We start from the raw sequence: 14038 nt of genomic DNA, 5'->3' as shown, positions 1-14038 counted from the left end.
GAAATTCATAAGATCGTTCGTGTGGACAGCCTTTGCATGTCGCACTCTCGATTGCGATCAGCGCTTCGACTGGATCGCGATACAGGCTGCGCGACCCTGCCGTCACATGACCACCCTAAAGTGAATGCCCCAATTCATGAACCAAGCGACGAGGTCGTTTCGAGGCCCAACGGCGCGCGGGAACGGGAAAATGACGTCCGTCGCATCGGCGCCGTCATGCGCGCGTTGGCGCTTCCATATTTCACCGGCGAACGGGCATCCCTCGAAAGCAATGAGGGTTTTTTCCGGGCTTATCTCGTCGGGGCGCTCAACGCTGGTTTCACGAAGGTTCGCCGGGACGTCCTCAATGTCGATGTAGGCGTACGCGCTCATGCCACTCCCCTTACGTCCCATTCCAGATCACCACTGGCGAGAAACGCCGCCAGCGTCTTTCGATGCGTGTTGACGCTCACCTGCACTCGGTATGTGCCGTCTGCCTTGATGGCTTGCCGCTCCATGTGCCCGCGCAGATCGTCAGGTACATCGATGTCGGCCCATATGTACTCGCGACCTCTATCGCTGCTGGCGACATACGGTCGCGGCGGTCCGATCAGGCGCACCGCATTGAACCAGCCGCTGTGATAGTTCGATTGCCTATGGCCGCGCACGGCGCGCATCGTTTTCAGCGGCAAATGCGCAAACACCTGCATTACGCGGCCTCCTGCATTTCCAATCCCATCTTTCGGGCGCGACGCGGCAACCAGTCGTTCATCCCCATCTGAAATATCGTTCCCTTCGTCAGTCGATCAGCTTTTCCCTGATCAAGCCACGCATGGCACCAAAAGCAACCCGGCAGCGTGCGAGCGTGATTGGACTTCAACCCCATACCTTTTCCGGCGGCGAGACTGTTTTCATGACACGGCACGATCGTTTCATCGTTCGGGTTGAGCGGACAAACGCCGGGCACACGCAGATAGCAAGGTTCGCCGCGGCATGCCGCGAGATACTTGCCGCCCTCGGCCACTGTGACGCGCTTTCGCCGCGTCTTGAGTGCCGCGTTGCGCAACACAGTTTTCGTGTGAAACGTCGTCTTGAATGCCGCTGCCGGCGCCTGGCGTTTGAAGCCGGTACGCGCGAGTGGCGTCTTACGCTGCATTGGCGCTGATCGCTTCAAACCGCCTCCGCATCGATTAGCGCGATCAGAGCCCGGTCCGACAGCACAGGCATGTCACAAACCAAATTGATGATGTGCGTCGCTTGAAACACGCGCAGACCGAGATCGCGCAAAAGGCGGTGCTCAATCGGCGCGCCGCGCGAATGCTCCCAACCGGGCAAGAGCGCGACGCCGTCGCAATCGACAGCAGCCTTAATGTCCACACGCATACACGCGAGCCAGTCATCATCATTGCCGTCGTTCAGTTCGGCCGGGTTGACGATCTCGAAGCCCAGCGCACGCAGACGTGCTGCCTCGGCGTGAAACAGCGGAAAGTTCAGTTCCGGATAGCCCGTCATCGGACCAGCGAGATAGAGTTTCATGCGGCGCCCATCCCAACCCTGACCATCGCATCCATAGAGGCGACCAGCACATCGACGACCGTGTTGCGCGATGCCATTCGCTGTTTCGCTGCCAGGTACCGCGGATTCGGCTCGTAGTCGTCGAGACGCGGAAACGGCTTGCCCGTCAGTTGATAGGTGGATCGATAATTCGATTCGCTCCCCTTCACATGACCGCTTTCCTTCAGTGTGCGCAGCTTTTTTTTCGTGCTTTCGTAGGTGAATCCAGTACCCGCCATGATCTCGGCGCTGTTCGACCCCGGATGCAAGGCAAGAAATTCGCATATCTTGCGCTGCTGCTTGCTCATGGTCGTGTATGCCATTTCTAGATCTCCTTCACGGTGATGCCGTGCTTGTCGAGCATCTGTTTACGCTTCTGGATGTAGGTGCGGTTCTTCCGGGTTGCCGTCGATTTGACGTCTTCCACAACCTGCTTGCCGCTTGCCACGTCCACATACACGAAATCGGCGACGTACTTCGATGCGCGCTCCCATGTGCCGTCGTCACGCTGGCGGCGCTCCGTCAGTACGAACGACACTTGCAGCTGGAGGTCGCAGATCGCGCCGGCCACCTGCAACTGGATCAGGTGAAACCATCGTGACCGCTCTTTCTGGCTGTCGAACTTGATGCCGTTGTGCTCGCACCGCGTGTTGCGGTACTTCGCCGGCCTCTTCGCGGGTGCTATGTGCGCCGTTGTGATGCCGCCGTGCTGACTGGGTTCGAACGGATCAGGCGGATCGTCCAGCGCGCTTGTCTGTGGCGGGTTGCCGGTCAATTCGTAGATACGGCGTTGTGCGGTCGTCATGGCCGGCCGGGCGTCGTCGCGCACGCGCGCAGTGCCTACGATCGTCGTGCCTGACGGAACCACCATCGGCCAGGGTGCTCGCTTCGTCACACCACCTCCGCTTGCGCTACCTTCTCGCGCGGAATGTCGTTGAGGTACGCGTATAGAGCTTCGCCGCGCTCTTCGCTCTCGCGGCTGACGGCGGCGAGCAGGTACTCCATCCATCCTCCAGGGCCGAGCGCCTTGCACACCCTCGCCTTGAATTGCTCGAAGTACTTGAAACGCGAGGGATCAAGACCGAGGCGCTTGCCCTGCTCGCGCCAACCTTTTTCTTCGAGCCACCAGCCATCGACAGCGCCAGCCGCCGACGCAGCACCGGCCGCCGCATCTTTTGCTTCCCAAATTCCCGTCCACCCGCGCAGCACCGATTCGTCGATCGCGTCAACAACGCTCATGCCGCGAGCGTGGATCTGTTCGAGCTTCTTCAGCGAAACGCGAGCCGCCGGGCGCGTCCAGGGAATTCCGTTCTTGCCGGTAGCCTTTGCCTCGCGGTGTTCGCACCATGCGTCCCACGCGTCGAATGGCAGCCAATCCGGAAGTTCAAGGTTGAGAAGTTCAGCATGCAACGCAACTCGCGGCGCACGCCGCGCGGGTTGATGGTTCTCTGACGGTTCCTTGGTGGTTCCTGATGATTCGGGTGCAAAAGCTTTGCACCCTTTTGCGCTTTCATTTGCACCCTTTCTGTCGCCAGTTGCACCCTTTTTGCCTTCGCTTGCACCCTTTGCATTGGGTGCATTTTCTGCACCCTTTGAACCAGACGGAATGGGTGCAAGCTCTGCACCGTTTATCCAGTCGGGATTGATGCGGTACTCGCGCGCGCGGCCTCGACCACCACCGGCGTTTGCGACCAGCAAGAGAAATCCGGTCTGCTGCATGCGGCGAATCTGGTACTGCACAGCGCGCGGAGACTGGCGCGTCTTCTCGGCGATGTAGCTGATCGATGGATAAATGTGCGTTCCGTTGTCTTCGGCGTGGTCAGCCAGTTTCAGCGCAACCAGCATCTCGCCGCCGCCTTCCGGATACCGATCGAACACGGCGGTCATCAGCTTGACGCTCACGCTTTCACCTCGGCAGGCAAGCCAATGGTTTCGTTCATCACGCCAGTGGCTGCGCACTTCTGCTCGCCTCGGACCTTGAGCGCCTCGTCGTCGAGCAGTTCGCGTATGCGGCCACAAACGCTCGACAGCCGCATGTTCGTACGGTCGGAAATCTCCTGGCGCGTGAGGGTCAGGAAAGGGCTGTAGAACAGATCAAGAATCATCTGCTTTTGCGTGCGCTTCTTCGCGCACGTGACCGAGTCATAGCCGGCCAGTTGGGTGTGTGTCGTCCGCATTACCTGTCCTCGGCCATACCTTCGATGCGGCCAACCAGGCCAAACAGCGAGGCGATGTGGTTCCACACGCGATCCTTCACTCGCGCGACCTCGTGTTTCTCGACGCGGTTGTCTTCGAACGTGCGATTTACTTCCTTTCCGATCTCGCCGTTCGTTTCCCAGGTCTTCGCCATAAGCTCAAGTACCGCGCCGTCGGAGCAGTTGTCGGCATCAGGCAATTTCACGAGCACATAGCCGCGCTCACGCGCCCAGGCCTCGAGCACGCGGTCGTCGTCGGCGATTTCGGTAATGCGGACCGCTTCCGCCAATGTCGGCTTGTGAGTTTCGTTGCCCACGTTGACTTTGCTACGGAGAACAGCCGCCGACATACCGATGCGCGGGGCGAGGGATTCGCAGCCACCTTTGTAGTCGTGCGCAACTGCGTGCAGGGTGTCGAGGATGTTCAATTGCTACTCCACACAAACGTGTTTTGTTGCGCTTAGTACAACTAAAGTGCAACTCAACAAGAAGAAAACAGGAAAAAGAAGAATGAAAACGCTACGGGAATCTTTTGCTGCCGCTGCGCCCGATGGACGCGCGGCAGTTACTTCACTACTGCTGCTGGTTGCGCTGCAGCCACTTTCAGCGCCTCAAACTGAGCCGTCAGGTTCACGCGCGCCGTCTCGTACTCGTCGGGATACCGCGCACCGCGCGCGGCGATCGCGCACAGCGCCTCGCGGATCTGTTTCTGTTCGGTTGCTGTGAGCGCCATGCTCTCTATCTCCAACGTGCTGCGTATTAAGGCGGGGTTTCGGGCTCATGGCAAAATCGAGCTTCCACACTGCGAAACAACCAACCAAAGACCCCATGGAAAACAACCCAGATCCCAGCACAACTTTCTGGCCAATGGTCGAGTGCTCAGTAGGCTTCGACCAAGCGACACAAGTTATTACGCTGGAGCCGAAATTCTCTGCCTTCGGAAAGGTTCACACTTCACGCGCGCTCAGCATCGAGCCGCACGTTGCAGAACAATTCGTCAAGGCCCTGCAAAAGGCTCTTACCGAGTTACGACAGCAACCACCTTCCTTAAATTAAGCGTCTGGCCGCCCTGCTGCGTCGCTTCGAGCAGCGCAAGCCGCACAGCAGGGCGAATCAGCAACAGCACCAGTCGCGCATACAGTCTCTTCATGTCAGGGAGCCTCTTTATTTTCGGGGTACACCCGTGAGCGCCACATCACGCCGCCTTATCGAAATTGCCGGTGGGAGTACCGAAGACATCAGGGCGACGCAGTCGGACGCTTGCCGGGATGCCCCGGGCGGTCCAGTTGTGAACGCGCTGCGTGCCACCCCTCTTGAAACCGAGAAGCTCTGCGACGCGCGCTGGGCCGCCGAGCTGCTTAATCAGCGCCCGGTCGGAATCGACGGAGAAGGTGGCGGTGTTCATGAAACAACATTAAACACCACGTTTAGTTTTGTCGCAAGCAATCTAAACGTGCCGTTGAACAACAAAACGTTTACTTCGGCGACCATTGCGCGCATGCACGCGACAATGGAACGGTTGTACGAAGCCGCTCGCCTCCTCCATCAAATCGAGGGGCCGGCGCAGCTCGCCAAATTTTTGAACATCTCCGAACAGTTGGTGAATAACTGGCAACGGCGCGGCGTCTCGAAGGGCGGGATGTTAGACGCACAAAAACAGATCGGCTGCAGTGCCACCTGGCTCGAAACCGGCGTGCCGCCAATGATGGCTGCCACCGCGCAGCAAGCCAAACTCGAGGGTGGATCAGCCGATTCGACGAAGAGTGATCGAAAGAAAGGCGTAATCAAAACGCAATCTGATGCTGTCCGCGATACACTGCTAGCCGGGGAAACATCCACGCATCGGCTCCGTCGCGCGCTCAGTGACAAGGAAGTGTCACCGACCGAACTCGCGTCCGTCGCGGGCGTCGGCGTCGAGGCGGCCGCGCTGTGGCTGGGTGGGATTGGCCCCGATATTTCGATGGCGCAGGCTGTCGCGATACAGAATACCTATGGCGTGAATTCGGTGTGGCTGCTCAAGGGCAAGGGAGAGCCCGGGGTGGCGGTACGGTACGCGGATGCGTTCGACCCGATCACGGATCTTAAATGGCGCGGGGCGCCGGTCGTGGGGTTTGCTCAATTGGGCGATAACGGACATTTCGTCGACATCGATTATCCCGTTGGTTACGGAGAAGGATTCGTTGCGGCGCCGACCGAAGACAAGGATGCGTACGCACTCCGTTGCATCGGGGACTCGATGCGTCCCAGAATTAAAGACAGGGAATTCGTGGTCGTTGAGCCAAACCATGTGATAGAGCCAGGCGACGAAGTGTTAGTCAAATCGAAAGACGGCCGAGTCATGGTTAAGGAATTTCTTTACGAGCGCGCAGGTAGGGTGCACCTCATTTCGGTAAATGAAGCGCACGCACCTATTGCAATCGACAAAGACAATATCGAGAAGATGCATTACGTAGGATGGATCGCAAAGCCGTCCGCGTGGCGACCAGGTTAGAAACGCACGGGGATTCAATGCTTACAAAGACTTTTGCGGCCTCGATCGCGGCCGCCGTTCTTGCATCGGGCTGCGCGTTTGAGCACCCCACTGCCGATCAGTTTGCCCGTGTTAATCCGCCACGTTTCTACGAAGCTATGATCAAGGGCCATTTTCAGCCATTACTGAAGGACCCGGAATCCGCACGATATGACTTTGGCGCCCCGGCGAAGGCTTATGCGAACAACGGATCGCTCCGCGGCGGTGATGTGGCGTGGTACGGGTACGCTGTGCCAGTCCACGTCAACGCGAAAAACAGTTATGGCGGATACACCGGAGGAAAAGACTACATCATCCTGTTCAATGGCGATCAGCCGATTCATGAAACGAGGCCTTCCGACCCTCTTTTTCATTGGTTTTGACAAGGGCTGAGTGCCGCCTAATTTGCATCTGAAAACCCGCCCCGGCGGGTTTTTTTTACGTCGGTCATGCGGACCAGATCAACTATCTGCCGGACGACAACCCCGGCATCGACGTGGCGACACAGGCCAACTAAACAAAACGTTTGACTGATATATAAACATAGTGTTTAATTCATCTCACGCACTCACCGACCTACCGGGAGACCTTGAGATGGGATTTCACACTGGCCTAACCTTCGACGCGCTGCGCGGCGCCAACACCGCCCGCCTGCCGCAATTCAAGAATGCGCTCGGCGAACCCGCGCACAGCAAAGCCGATGGCTCTGACTGGTCGCTGGGCGAATGGGTGACCGCTGTCACCGGCGAACTCGGCGAAGCCGCGAATCTCATCAAAAAGGTTCGGCGCGGCGATCTCACGATCGACGAAGCCCGCGCAGACCTCGCGAAAGAGTTCGCCGACGTCGTGACTTACCTCGACATCCTCGCAATGCAATGTGGCGTCGACCTCGGCCGCGCGACGCGCGACAAATTCAATGAAGTCAGCAAGCGCGTCGGTAGCAATGTCGAACTGGCGGGCGACGATTGGCATTACGCATCATGAACCGCGCCACTTGCGACAACGATCTGCTCGCCGCATGTGCGGACTTTTCGGGGCACGTCGCACTCGGCTGCAAGATCGTCGCGACGGGGCTTGTGATCGCAGTCCTTTGGTACGGCGTGGTGTTTGCACGCGCCAACGGATGGCTGTGATGCGCGCCTTCGCCAAATACGTCGCCGTGACGACTTCAGCCCTCGCGATCGTCGTGCTGCTGTGTGCAACCGTGCAGCAATGGGATGAACGGGGCGCGAGGACTGCCCTCACCTGCCTGTCGCGCTGCACCTGATCCCGTAAAGGCTCACCAATGGTTTCGAACGTCACATTCTGGTTAGCACTCCTTTCCGCTCTGCATGTCGGAGCGGCAATAGGATTCATGCTCGGCTGTATGGGTCGCGTCGCGAACGTGCACGACGAAGCCCTTGGTGAACACCAATGCGATGTGCACCATCCGCGCATCGGCGATTGAAGCAAACCAGACCTTACAGGGTACAAGCACATGCTGAGCAAAGAAAAACTTCACATTTCACATGTGACTGACTATCCGCGATGTGAACTTACCGGGACATATTTCTTCAACCAAGTTAGCCAGCGCGATGGAGATTCGTCGCGCGGATTTGGTCAATTCGCGGTTTCGCGTTCGGTGCCTTGCGACGAACTGCTCGCCGCCGAGATCCGGATCGGATCGAAGTATCCCAGCCATTTCCAAGGCAATGCGACGAAGCTGAAGCAAATCTCCAACTTTGCCTTGCGAGGCGACGACGTCAATGGGGAAGTCGCGAAACATGCTGGCCAGGGCGTCAAATTCTCCAGCAGCATCGGCGTAAATAATCCTCCCGCTCTTATCCTGCTTTTGAAACATCGACAGGGTGCACATACGTGCAAGTTCATTTGCCATGACCTGCAAGCTAAGAATCACGGTTGCCGCTTCCGTGTTCGTTGCCTCGGTACGTGCGGCACGTTCGGCCATGATCTGACGTCTCGCGACTATCAGCGCCACGGCAATAGTGCCAACTGTTCCTATCGTCTGAGCCCACGAGGCCCACGCGGAAGAGTCCCCAGGCATATGAGTGAACGCCGCAGCGAGTACAGCACCGAGTGCAAAGCCAACAATCGCCATTACCGAGTCGCGCAGCTTCGCTTCGTACTCGTCGTTCTTATTGCCGTCCATGGTCGCCCCCGCGCATTTGGGCGAAATCCTAGCATGACCGACAACACGATACGAGCAGCAGTGCCGGATACCGGCGAGAAGCCACGTAGCAAATACTGCTATCGGTTAACCGCGCCCGCTCCTAATAAGCTCGACAATTTCACCAATATCTCGCTGCGTCTCGTCGCATCTATTACGCATCTGCGTCAGTGTGATTGTAAATTCCGACCGCTCACCTTCATCCATTGGACGGTCCATGCTGAGCGCCAGACTTACGACCTCTCTCATCTGCCTAATGGTCGCACCCAAAATGATGATGAGTTTTACAAGACCAGGCGTTTCAAGGCCGTGAAGAGGAATTGCAGCAGCAATTCTCTCAAGTTCCTGAAGTTGTGCGTAGTCGAAGTGTCTCTTGGCCTCGCGAACATCTCGCATAATCTCTGGCGCTCCCAGTTGATCTACGACATATCGGGAGAACATGAACGACCCATGCGCTATCTCAAAGATCGATTCGGCAGCAGCCAATCGTTGGTCACGCCGAACGTCCAGTTGCAAACGACGCGAACTCCAGCCCGACCAGGCGATCGCCACAACAGAGGCAGCAGCCTGCACCCACGCAGCCACGTCACCGGACTTATGCGGCTGATAGTGGAGAAAGATCGCTGCGGCGATAACGAATCCGATAACGCCAAGTGGCCATTTCCATTCGACTTGCTTCACACCGCCTCCGTCCAATTTTGAGGAATCCTAGCATGAAGGAACGCCCTATCCTTTTCAGCGGCGCAATGGTGCGCGCTCTGCACAATCGCCGGGCACGCAATGTTTTCAAACCAACACAAACCTTCTCACCGGCCGCCCTTTCGAACCCGGACGTTCTCGGCATGAAGCTGATCGCGGACTTCTCTGAGTGTTCTGACGAGAGAGGGAAAAGTGATGTAAGAAGCGGCTGTCCGGCCCTTACTTTCCGACTCGATCAATTCTATAAGGCGCTCGGTCTGATCTTTGGCCATCCCGAAAATGCGGGCCGACAAAACCGTGGGCAAGTTCAATGTGGGAACGGAGTTCATTTCGCGCAGAAGTTGTGTCATCACAAGCTTCATGCGTCTGAAATCGATGGCGCTTTCGTTCGCTTCCTTCTTGATCATGGACTCGAACATCTCCGCATGGGCATGAGCGCTTTCAACATAGCTGTAGGCGAAGCGCATCAGTCGAATCGCATCGAGGCGTTGGCGACGACGCTCCAGCCAGTTCTGAACAAACACAACAGCAAATGCAGCCACGACAGCAAACGTGGCAGTAATTGCTTGAACCACCGCCAGCCAATCACCCCGATGGAAAGACGTCATGCGTGAACTCCCGATTTTGTTTTCTGGCGCGATGGTACGTGCGCTGCTCGACGACCGCAAGAAGCAGACGCGGCGTGTGATCGCTCATCAGCCGGCCGACGGCTGGGCCTTCGACGTCCCGCCGCAGTTCGGTCGCATCACGTCAAGCCACCCAAAGAAAGGGCGCTTCGGCGCTTTCATCCGCCGCGGCGTCGGCAGCGACTTCCCGCAGTTTGATCTGCTGCCCTGCCCGTACGGCATGCCGGGTGACCGTCTGTGGGTGCGCGAAAGCGGCGTCATCAGCAAGCTTCGCGGCACGCTGGAAAAACCGGGCCTGTTTCGCCACGACGTCCCGACCACGCCGACGATCGGAGATTACTGGGTCGAGGAAACGCGCGCATCCGGTGCCAGCTACAGCGTCACCGGCTGCCCTCGATCATCTGCGCTGCTGAGCTATGGCGCCAAGGCATGCCCGTCCATCCACATGCCGCGCTGGGCGTCGCGCATCACGCTCGAAGTCACGGGCGTGCGTGTCGAGCGCTTGCAAGACATCAGCGAACAAGACGCCATTGCTGAAGGCATCGCCAAGACAGCTTCCAGTTTCTGGAGCACCTACGGTCGAAATGGCGTGGATGGCACCTACTCGCCGCGCAGCTCGTTCCGCTGCCTTTGGGAATCGATCAGCGGCGAGGGTTCGTGGGACGCCAACCCGTGGATCTGGGTCGTCGAATTCAAGCGAGTTGCCTGAATGACCGGTTTTGCATGGTTCGCTCTCGCCGTATTAGGCGCGATGGCGGTGGGTGTGGTCTTGGGTTGGCTGTATGCACGGAGGAAGAAGTGAACTGGATCGACAAATGCCACTTCGGTGACTGCCGCGACACAATGCGCAAGATGATCGCGGACGGCGTCAAGGTGCAAACCATCGTCACGTCACCGCCCTACTACGGGCTACGCGACTACGGCCATGCCGGCCAGCTTGGACTAGAAGAAACGCCGGAACAATACATCGCAGCGATGGTTGACGTCTTCCGAGGCGCACACGAAGTTCTTGCGGACGACGGCACGCTCTGGCTGAACATCGGCGACAGCTACGCTGGATCGTGGGGCGCGCAAGGACGCACCGGCCAAATGGCAGACCGCTCGATAATCAGCGCTCGCCAGATCGAAGGGCATCCGCAAAAAGCATCACGGACTGGTGCAATCCCACAAGACTCCGGACTAAAACCGAAAGACCTAATCGGTGTTCCATGGATGCTCGCTTTCGCGCTCCGTGCTGATGGGTGGTATCTACGGCAGGAGATCATCTGGCACAAGCCGAATCCCATGCCAGAAAGCGTGCGTGATCGGTGCACGAAGGCGCATGAGTCACTGTTCCTACTTTCAAAGCGCGAACAGTACTTCTATGACTCTGAAGCGATCTCGCAACCATTGGCTGAAACAAGCGTGGATCGCCTTGCTCAACCCAACTTGCCAAATCAGGCCGGCAGTGACCGCGTACCCGGCAAGACAAACGGCGCGATGAAAGCAGTAGGGCCGCGATTCGGCGGCAACAAATACGGCGACGACGACCGCGAAGAGTCTCGGACGAAAAGCGGCAACGAATGGACCGGCGAAGGCGGCCGCGCAAACCGACGATCGGTTTGGACAATTGCGACGACTCCCTACAAAGGCGCGCACTTCGCCACCTTTCCCGAAGCGCTCGTAGAGCCATGCGTTTTGGCCGGCTCGCGCACTGGCGAAGTCGTGTTCGATCCGTTTTTCGGTAGTGGCACGACGGGCAAAGTCGCCTCGCGCCTGGGCCGCCGTTTCATCGGCTGTGAATTGAACGTCAACTATGAGCCGTTGCAGCGCGACCGCTTGCGTCAGCCCGGCCTTGAACTCGCGTGAACATCATGCCAACGAAAACGCAACCGGCATTACTCGCTCAGACCGGTAAGTAGCTCAGCCCTTCAGGCGGGACATCAGATCAAATGCCATTTGACCTTGCCACCGCGAAACGTCTCGATGTTTCGGGTCCAATCTGCACCGCACGCGCGGCAAAAGTACTGCTCTATACGCTTGCCGAGGGGCTCTCTGGCGGAACCACTTTCGCACAGAGACTGGTGAGGCGAGTCATGGCTAGGATGCTCGTGAAGATCCTTGCACGGTGCGCAGAACTTCGTTGTATCGAAAGGCATGCGGGATTCCGTAATGAAAAAGTAAGAAATCACCATCCTAGCATGACGCAACAGGACATCCGCGCAACGCGCGAAGCAATCGAGCAACGGATGATCAATATCCGCCACACGAATAGACGGTGTTTATGCACCACACAAATAAAGAGAGACCAAACCATGACTATTAATACAGACGCAGTACGGTTCGACATACTCGCGCATCTTCAACGGCAGCGCGACTGGTCTGAGCGGCCATTCGGTCCCGGCCCGCGGACAAAAGGCTTAGTTGATCACATCCGGAAAGAGTTGTGCGAGATCGAAGCAGAACCGACCGACATCCCGGAGTGGATCGACTTCGTCGTTCTCGCGCTGGATGGCGCATGGCGCGCCGGCGCGTCGCCCGGCAAGATCGTCGACACCATCGTCGCCAAGCAGGCGAAGAACGAGGGGCGGGTGTGGCCCGATTGGCGCACCACCAACCCCGACAAGGCGATAGAGCATACGCGCGCCGCCGATACATGGCCGATGGCCGGCGACATCGTGCGCTATGAAAACGGCAGTACCGCGTTAGCCCGGTTGATCTCGCCGCACGCGGGCGGATGGCACGGCTACCAGTGTATGCGCGCCACGACCTTTCTCTCGAAGTGCTATCGCCCGTCTGCCAAAGGCCTCCGTATGTGGGACGAGTGCGCCAAGTGGAGAAAGCCAGCCTCGGCGGCTGTCGCTTCATCCGCTGTGAATCCGATTACTGAATGATGAGCATGGACTATCGCAACCGCGTGGCGATCATTCTCTCAAATACGCTATGCCGGGCGTACAAGTCCTGCACTAACGGAGAGCAGTTCCGCTTGAACAGCCGTCATCAGATCGATCGCCTCGTCAAGTTGCTCTTCCCAAGACGCGATAAAGCCGTTCAGCAAGGCAGTGCGGAAGGTAGTCAAACGCTGGAAACTTGGTCCCTTGACCGGTATATCACTGGCAACGGCATTCATAAGCGCAATCGCGCGCGCCAGTCGAAAGGCCGTCGACCGAGGAAGTGGAGTCAGCGCCGCCAAGTCATCGGGCGGTATGACCCAGCCCATAGGACGGCAAGCGCTCTCTGCTTGACCGTATTTGGAAGTGAGCGGGAGTTCCCCTATGGGCGTTTGCAGAATGATCCGCGTCTTGCACGCAGCATCGAGGAGGACGGACAGTCGAGGAGTGAGGTATGCGCCAATCAAGCGAGCGCGCACGACCGAGTCTCTTCGTCTGAGAGTCTCCTGTCGAAGGCCAAACCACAAGGCAACAGCGACCGCGCCGCACGTTCCGATAGCAGTCGCGATGTCCCAGAAGTCCTTCTTAGAATCGAGCGCTTGCTCAATGATCCGACACGCAAGCATGGCGAGTGCGAGCATCGCGACCGAAAACGTCACGGCAGCAATCCAAAAGACGACATTGCTGAGGCGTGTCATGACTAAACATCCAGTTATTTTTTCTAGCGCAATGGTACGTGCATTGTCCTCGAGCAACAAGAAGCTGGCGTCTCGACCGACGATCGTCCTAATGCTGCCCAGCGTTCAGCAGCATCCAAATCTGGCGGCTCTGCGTGCCAGTGAGAATCCGCGCGAACACTGCGCGGCATCGCGTGCAGGTGTAGTGCTCTTCTATACGCGAGTCATTAACCGCCCCGGTGCCGTTCAGCGTCAGCGCTTCGTGCGGCTCGGTGACGGCCGGCAGGCCGTAGAGAGTCGCGCATGGTGCACAAGGTTGAATCCAGAGGTTCATTTTCAACTGTCCGACGCCTCTTCAACGGCGTCGGCGAATTGTTTCAACGATCTCCCGCATCCCGCGATGGGTGCAGGGCCGGCCTGGAGCAACCTTCTGTATCAGGGCATTCACTTCAGTGACGCTGAGGTCCGGGTCAAGGATAGCCGGATGCAAATCCTCGAGGTGCCTCACGTGAAGGCTCTTTTTGCTTTTCTCGTTAAAGCAAATCTGTTGCTGGCCGTTGCGGTTTGGCTCAACTCGCAAGCCACGCTCACGGGCCGCGAGCAAAACCGCCTCGACGAAATTTTGCTTGTTCATAGAGCTGTCTCTCCCAAGCTTGCGAGGATCGTAGCATGAAGGAACGCACAGTCTCTTTGAGCCCTGCAATGGTGCGTGCGCTCATCAATGGTCACGAAGGTAGAAATCATCCAGAGGCAAATCGACAG

The 14038-nt window shown here is 58.0% G+C and carries 25 protein-coding genes; 10 read left to right on the top strand and 15 right to left on the bottom strand.

Annotation, left to right across the window (positions count from 1 at the left end; translation table 11 throughout):
- Window positions 1-102: 102 nt before the first annotated feature.
- From GH665_RS06470 to GH665_RS39390, 11 genes are all read right to left on the bottom strand, one after another.
- The gene (locus tag GH665_RS06470) at window positions 103-372 is read right to left on the bottom strand and encodes a hypothetical protein (RefSeq protein ID WP_153135158.1); all 270 of its coding nucleotides are present in this window, start codon (window positions 370-372) and stop codon (window positions 103-105) included.
- Entirely contained in the window at window positions 369-689 is a 321-nt protein-coding gene (locus tag GH665_RS06465) for a hypothetical protein (RefSeq protein ID WP_153135157.1), read from the bottom strand. Before GH665_RS06465 ends, GH665_RS06470 begins: the two co-directional genes overlap by 4 nt.
- On the bottom strand, window positions 689-1153 hold the full coding sequence (locus tag GH665_RS06460) for a nuclease domain-containing protein (protein ID WP_425496031.1): 465 nt from the start codon (window positions 1151-1153) through the stop codon (window positions 689-691). The genes GH665_RS06465 and GH665_RS06460 overlap by 1 nt, the downstream gene beginning before the upstream one ends.
- On the bottom strand, window positions 1150-1515 hold the full coding sequence (locus GH665_RS06455) for a DUF4406 domain-containing protein (protein WP_153135155.1): 366 nt from the start codon (window positions 1513-1515) through the stop codon (window positions 1150-1152). The genes GH665_RS06460 and GH665_RS06455 overlap by 4 nt, the downstream gene beginning before the upstream one ends.
- Window positions 1512-1856 (bottom strand): hypothetical protein, encoded by a 345-nt coding sequence (locus GH665_RS06450; RefSeq protein WP_153135154.1) that lies wholly within the window; start codon window positions 1854-1856, stop codon window positions 1512-1514. The genes GH665_RS06455 and GH665_RS06450 overlap by 4 nt, the downstream gene beginning before the upstream one ends.
- Window positions 1857-1858: 2 nt before the next feature.
- Window positions 1859-2428, bottom strand: coding sequence for a DUF1064 domain-containing protein (locus GH665_RS38700; protein WP_167530920.1), 570 nt, complete (start codon window positions 2426-2428; stop codon window positions 1859-1861).
- Window positions 2425-3435, bottom strand: coding sequence for a helix-turn-helix domain-containing protein (locus GH665_RS38695; RefSeq protein ID WP_246216152.1), 1011 nt, complete (start codon window positions 3433-3435; stop codon window positions 2425-2427). The genes GH665_RS38700 and GH665_RS38695 overlap by 4 nt, the downstream gene beginning before the upstream one ends.
- Window positions 3432-3710 (bottom strand): hypothetical protein, encoded by a 279-nt coding sequence (locus GH665_RS06435; protein WP_153135153.1) that lies wholly within the window; start codon window positions 3708-3710, stop codon window positions 3432-3434. Before GH665_RS06435 ends, GH665_RS38695 begins: the two co-directional genes overlap by 4 nt.
- Entirely contained in the window at window positions 3710-4156 is a 447-nt protein-coding gene (locus tag GH665_RS06430) for a phage regulatory CII family protein (RefSeq protein WP_153135152.1), read from the bottom strand. Before GH665_RS06430 ends, GH665_RS06435 begins: the two co-directional genes overlap by 1 nt.
- A gap of 137 nt (window positions 4157-4293) precedes the next feature.
- Window positions 4294-4461, bottom strand: coding sequence for a hypothetical protein (locus GH665_RS06425; protein WP_153135151.1), 168 nt, complete (start codon window positions 4459-4461; stop codon window positions 4294-4296).
- A gap of 285 nt (window positions 4462-4746) precedes the next feature.
- Window positions 4747-4878, bottom strand: coding sequence for a hypothetical protein (locus tag GH665_RS39390; protein ID WP_281357206.1), 132 nt, complete (start codon window positions 4876-4878; stop codon window positions 4747-4749).
- A gap of 33 nt (window positions 4879-4911) precedes the next feature.
- Here GH665_RS39390 and GH665_RS06415 point away from each other — a divergent pair, with 33 nt between their 5' ends.
- The 5 genes from GH665_RS06415 to GH665_RS39385 all read left to right on the top strand — a co-directional run bounded on the left by GH665_RS06415 (window position 4912) and on the right by GH665_RS39385 (window position 7504).
- Window positions 4912-6219, top strand: coding sequence for a S24 family peptidase (locus GH665_RS06415; RefSeq protein ID WP_217361866.1), 1308 nt, complete (start codon window positions 4912-4914; stop codon window positions 6217-6219).
- Window positions 6220-6236: 17 nt separating this feature from the next.
- Window positions 6237-6620: a hypothetical protein gene (locus tag GH665_RS06410; RefSeq protein WP_153135148.1), complete on the top strand. Its 384-nt coding sequence runs from the start codon at window positions 6237-6239 to the stop codon at window positions 6618-6620.
- A gap of 211 nt (window positions 6621-6831) precedes the next feature.
- On the top strand, window positions 6832-7221 hold the full coding sequence (locus tag GH665_RS06405) for a MazG-like family protein (protein ID WP_153135147.1): 390 nt from the start codon (window positions 6832-6834) through the stop codon (window positions 7219-7221).
- Complete coding sequence (locus GH665_RS06400) at window positions 7218-7370, top strand: hypothetical protein (RefSeq protein WP_153135146.1); 153 nt, start codon at window positions 7218-7220, stop codon at window positions 7368-7370. Before GH665_RS06405 ends, GH665_RS06400 begins: the two co-directional genes overlap by 4 nt.
- Window positions 7370-7504: a hypothetical protein gene (locus GH665_RS39385; protein ID WP_281357205.1), complete on the top strand. Its 135-nt coding sequence runs from the start codon at window positions 7370-7372 to the stop codon at window positions 7502-7504. The genes GH665_RS06400 and GH665_RS39385 overlap by 1 nt, the downstream gene beginning before the upstream one ends.
- Before the next feature lie 237 nt (window positions 7505-7741).
- Here GH665_RS39385 and GH665_RS06395 read toward each other — a convergent pair whose 3' ends face one another.
- From GH665_RS06395 to GH665_RS06385, 3 genes are all read right to left on the bottom strand, one after another.
- Window positions 7742-8386, bottom strand: coding sequence for a hypothetical protein (locus GH665_RS06395; protein WP_153135145.1), 645 nt, complete (start codon window positions 8384-8386; stop codon window positions 7742-7744).
- 105 nt (window positions 8387-8491) lie between these two features.
- Window positions 8492-9085, bottom strand: coding sequence for a hypothetical protein (locus GH665_RS06390; protein WP_153135144.1), 594 nt, complete (start codon window positions 9083-9085; stop codon window positions 8492-8494).
- Between the two features lie 125 nt (window positions 9086-9210).
- Entirely contained in the window at window positions 9211-9711 is a 501-nt protein-coding gene (locus tag GH665_RS06385; protein WP_153135143.1) for a hypothetical protein, read from the bottom strand.
- Here GH665_RS06385 and GH665_RS06380 point away from each other — a divergent pair.
- The 4 genes from GH665_RS06380 to GH665_RS06370 all read left to right on the top strand — a co-directional run bounded on the left by GH665_RS06380 (window position 9710) and on the right by GH665_RS06370 (window position 12602).
- Window positions 9710-10438, top strand: coding sequence for a hypothetical protein (locus GH665_RS06380; protein ID WP_153135142.1), 729 nt, complete (start codon window positions 9710-9712; stop codon window positions 10436-10438). The genes GH665_RS06385 and GH665_RS06380 overlap by 2 nt on opposite strands.
- Window positions 10439-10531, top strand: coding sequence for an LPXTG cell wall anchor domain-containing protein (locus tag GH665_RS39620; protein WP_167530919.1), 93 nt, complete (start codon window positions 10439-10441; stop codon window positions 10529-10531). It abuts the gene before it with no gap.
- Window positions 10528-11577, top strand: coding sequence for a DNA-methyltransferase (locus GH665_RS06375; protein ID WP_246216151.1), 1050 nt, complete (start codon window positions 10528-10530; stop codon window positions 11575-11577). Before GH665_RS39620 ends, GH665_RS06375 begins: the two co-directional genes overlap by 4 nt.
- Before the next feature lie 332 nt (window positions 11578-11909).
- Window positions 11910-12602, top strand: coding sequence for a dATP/dGTP pyrophosphohydrolase domain-containing protein (locus GH665_RS06370; protein ID WP_153135140.1), 693 nt, complete (start codon window positions 11910-11912; stop codon window positions 12600-12602).
- A gap of 47 nt (window positions 12603-12649) precedes the next feature.
- Here the strand turns inward: GH665_RS06370 and GH665_RS06365 are convergent, their stop codons facing one another.
- Window positions 12650-13297 carry a hypothetical protein gene (locus GH665_RS06365; RefSeq protein ID WP_153135139.1) on the bottom strand — a complete coding sequence of 216 codons (648 nt, stop codon included), beginning with the start codon at window positions 13295-13297 and terminating at the stop codon, window positions 12650-12652.
- On the opposite strand from GH665_RS06365, the gene GH665_RS06360 reads away from it, so the two are divergent.
- Complete coding sequence (locus GH665_RS06360) at window positions 13296-13949, top strand: hypothetical protein (RefSeq protein WP_153135138.1); 654 nt, start codon at window positions 13296-13298, stop codon at window positions 13947-13949. The two genes, GH665_RS06365 and GH665_RS06360, sit on opposite strands and share 2 nt — an antisense overlap.
- The last annotated feature ends 89 nt before the right edge of the window (window positions 13950-14038 follow it).

This window comes from Paraburkholderia agricolaris, assembly GCF_009455635.1.
Taxonomy (GTDB): Bacteria; Pseudomonadota; Gammaproteobacteria; order Burkholderiales; family Burkholderiaceae; genus Paraburkholderia; species Paraburkholderia agricolaris.
The sequence above is the reverse complement of the archived record's forward strand: the minus strand, read 5'-3'. Positions and strand labels throughout refer to the sequence as shown.

Coding starts and splice junctions, on each gene's coding strand:
- GH665_RS06425 (WP_153135151.1), bottom strand. CDS start 4,461: ATGGCGCTCACAGCAACCGAACAGAAACAGATCCGCGAGGCGCTGTGC.
- GH665_RS06360 (WP_153135138.1), top strand. CDS start 13,296: ATGACTAAACATCCAGTTATTTTTTCTAGCGCAATGGTACGTGCATTG.
- GH665_RS06385 (WP_153135143.1), bottom strand. CDS start 9,711: ATGACGTCTTTCCATCGGGGTGATTGGCTGGCGGTGGTTCAAGCAATT.
- GH665_RS06365 (WP_153135139.1), bottom strand. CDS start 13,297: ATGACACGCCTCAGCAATGTCGTCTTTTGGATTGCTGCCGTGACGTTT.
- GH665_RS06370 (WP_153135140.1), top strand. CDS start 11,910: ATGACGCAACAGGACATCCGCGCAACGCGCGAAGCAATCGAGCAACGG.
- GH665_RS06380 (WP_153135142.1), top strand. CDS start 9,710: ATGCGTGAACTCCCGATTTTGTTTTCTGGCGCGATGGTACGTGCGCTG.
- GH665_RS39620 (WP_167530919.1), top strand. CDS start 10,439: ATGACCGGTTTTGCATGGTTCGCTCTCGCCGTATTAGGCGCGATGGCG.
- GH665_RS06465 (WP_153135157.1), bottom strand. CDS start 689: ATGCAGGTGTTTGCGCATTTGCCGCTGAAAACGATGCGCGCCGTGCGC.
- GH665_RS06410 (WP_153135148.1), top strand. CDS start 6,237: ATGCTTACAAAGACTTTTGCGGCCTCGATCGCGGCCGCCGTTCTTGCA.
- GH665_RS39390 (WP_281357206.1), bottom strand. CDS start 4,878: ATGAAGAGACTGTATGCGCGACTGGTGCTGTTGCTGATTCGCCCTGCT.
- GH665_RS39385 (WP_281357205.1), top strand. CDS start 7,370: ATGCGCGCCTTCGCCAAATACGTCGCCGTGACGACTTCAGCCCTCGCG.
- GH665_RS06395 (WP_153135145.1), bottom strand. CDS start 8,386: ATGGACGGCAATAAGAACGACGAGTACGAAGCGAAGCTGCGCGACTCG.
- GH665_RS06400 (WP_153135146.1), top strand. CDS start 7,218: ATGAACCGCGCCACTTGCGACAACGATCTGCTCGCCGCATGTGCGGAC.
- GH665_RS06455 (WP_153135155.1), bottom strand. CDS start 1,515: ATGAAACTCTATCTCGCTGGTCCGATGACGGGCTATCCGGAACTGAAC.
- GH665_RS06405 (WP_153135147.1), top strand. CDS start 6,832: ATGGGATTTCACACTGGCCTAACCTTCGACGCGCTGCGCGGCGCCAAC.
- GH665_RS06435 (WP_153135153.1), bottom strand. CDS start 3,710: ATGCGGACGACACACACCCAACTGGCCGGCTATGACTCGGTCACGTGC.
- GH665_RS06470 (WP_153135158.1), bottom strand. CDS start 372: ATGAGCGCGTACGCCTACATCGACATTGAGGACGTCCCGGCGAACCTT.
- GH665_RS06450 (WP_153135154.1), bottom strand. CDS start 1,856: ATGGCATACACGACCATGAGCAAGCAGCAGCGCAAGATATGCGAATTT.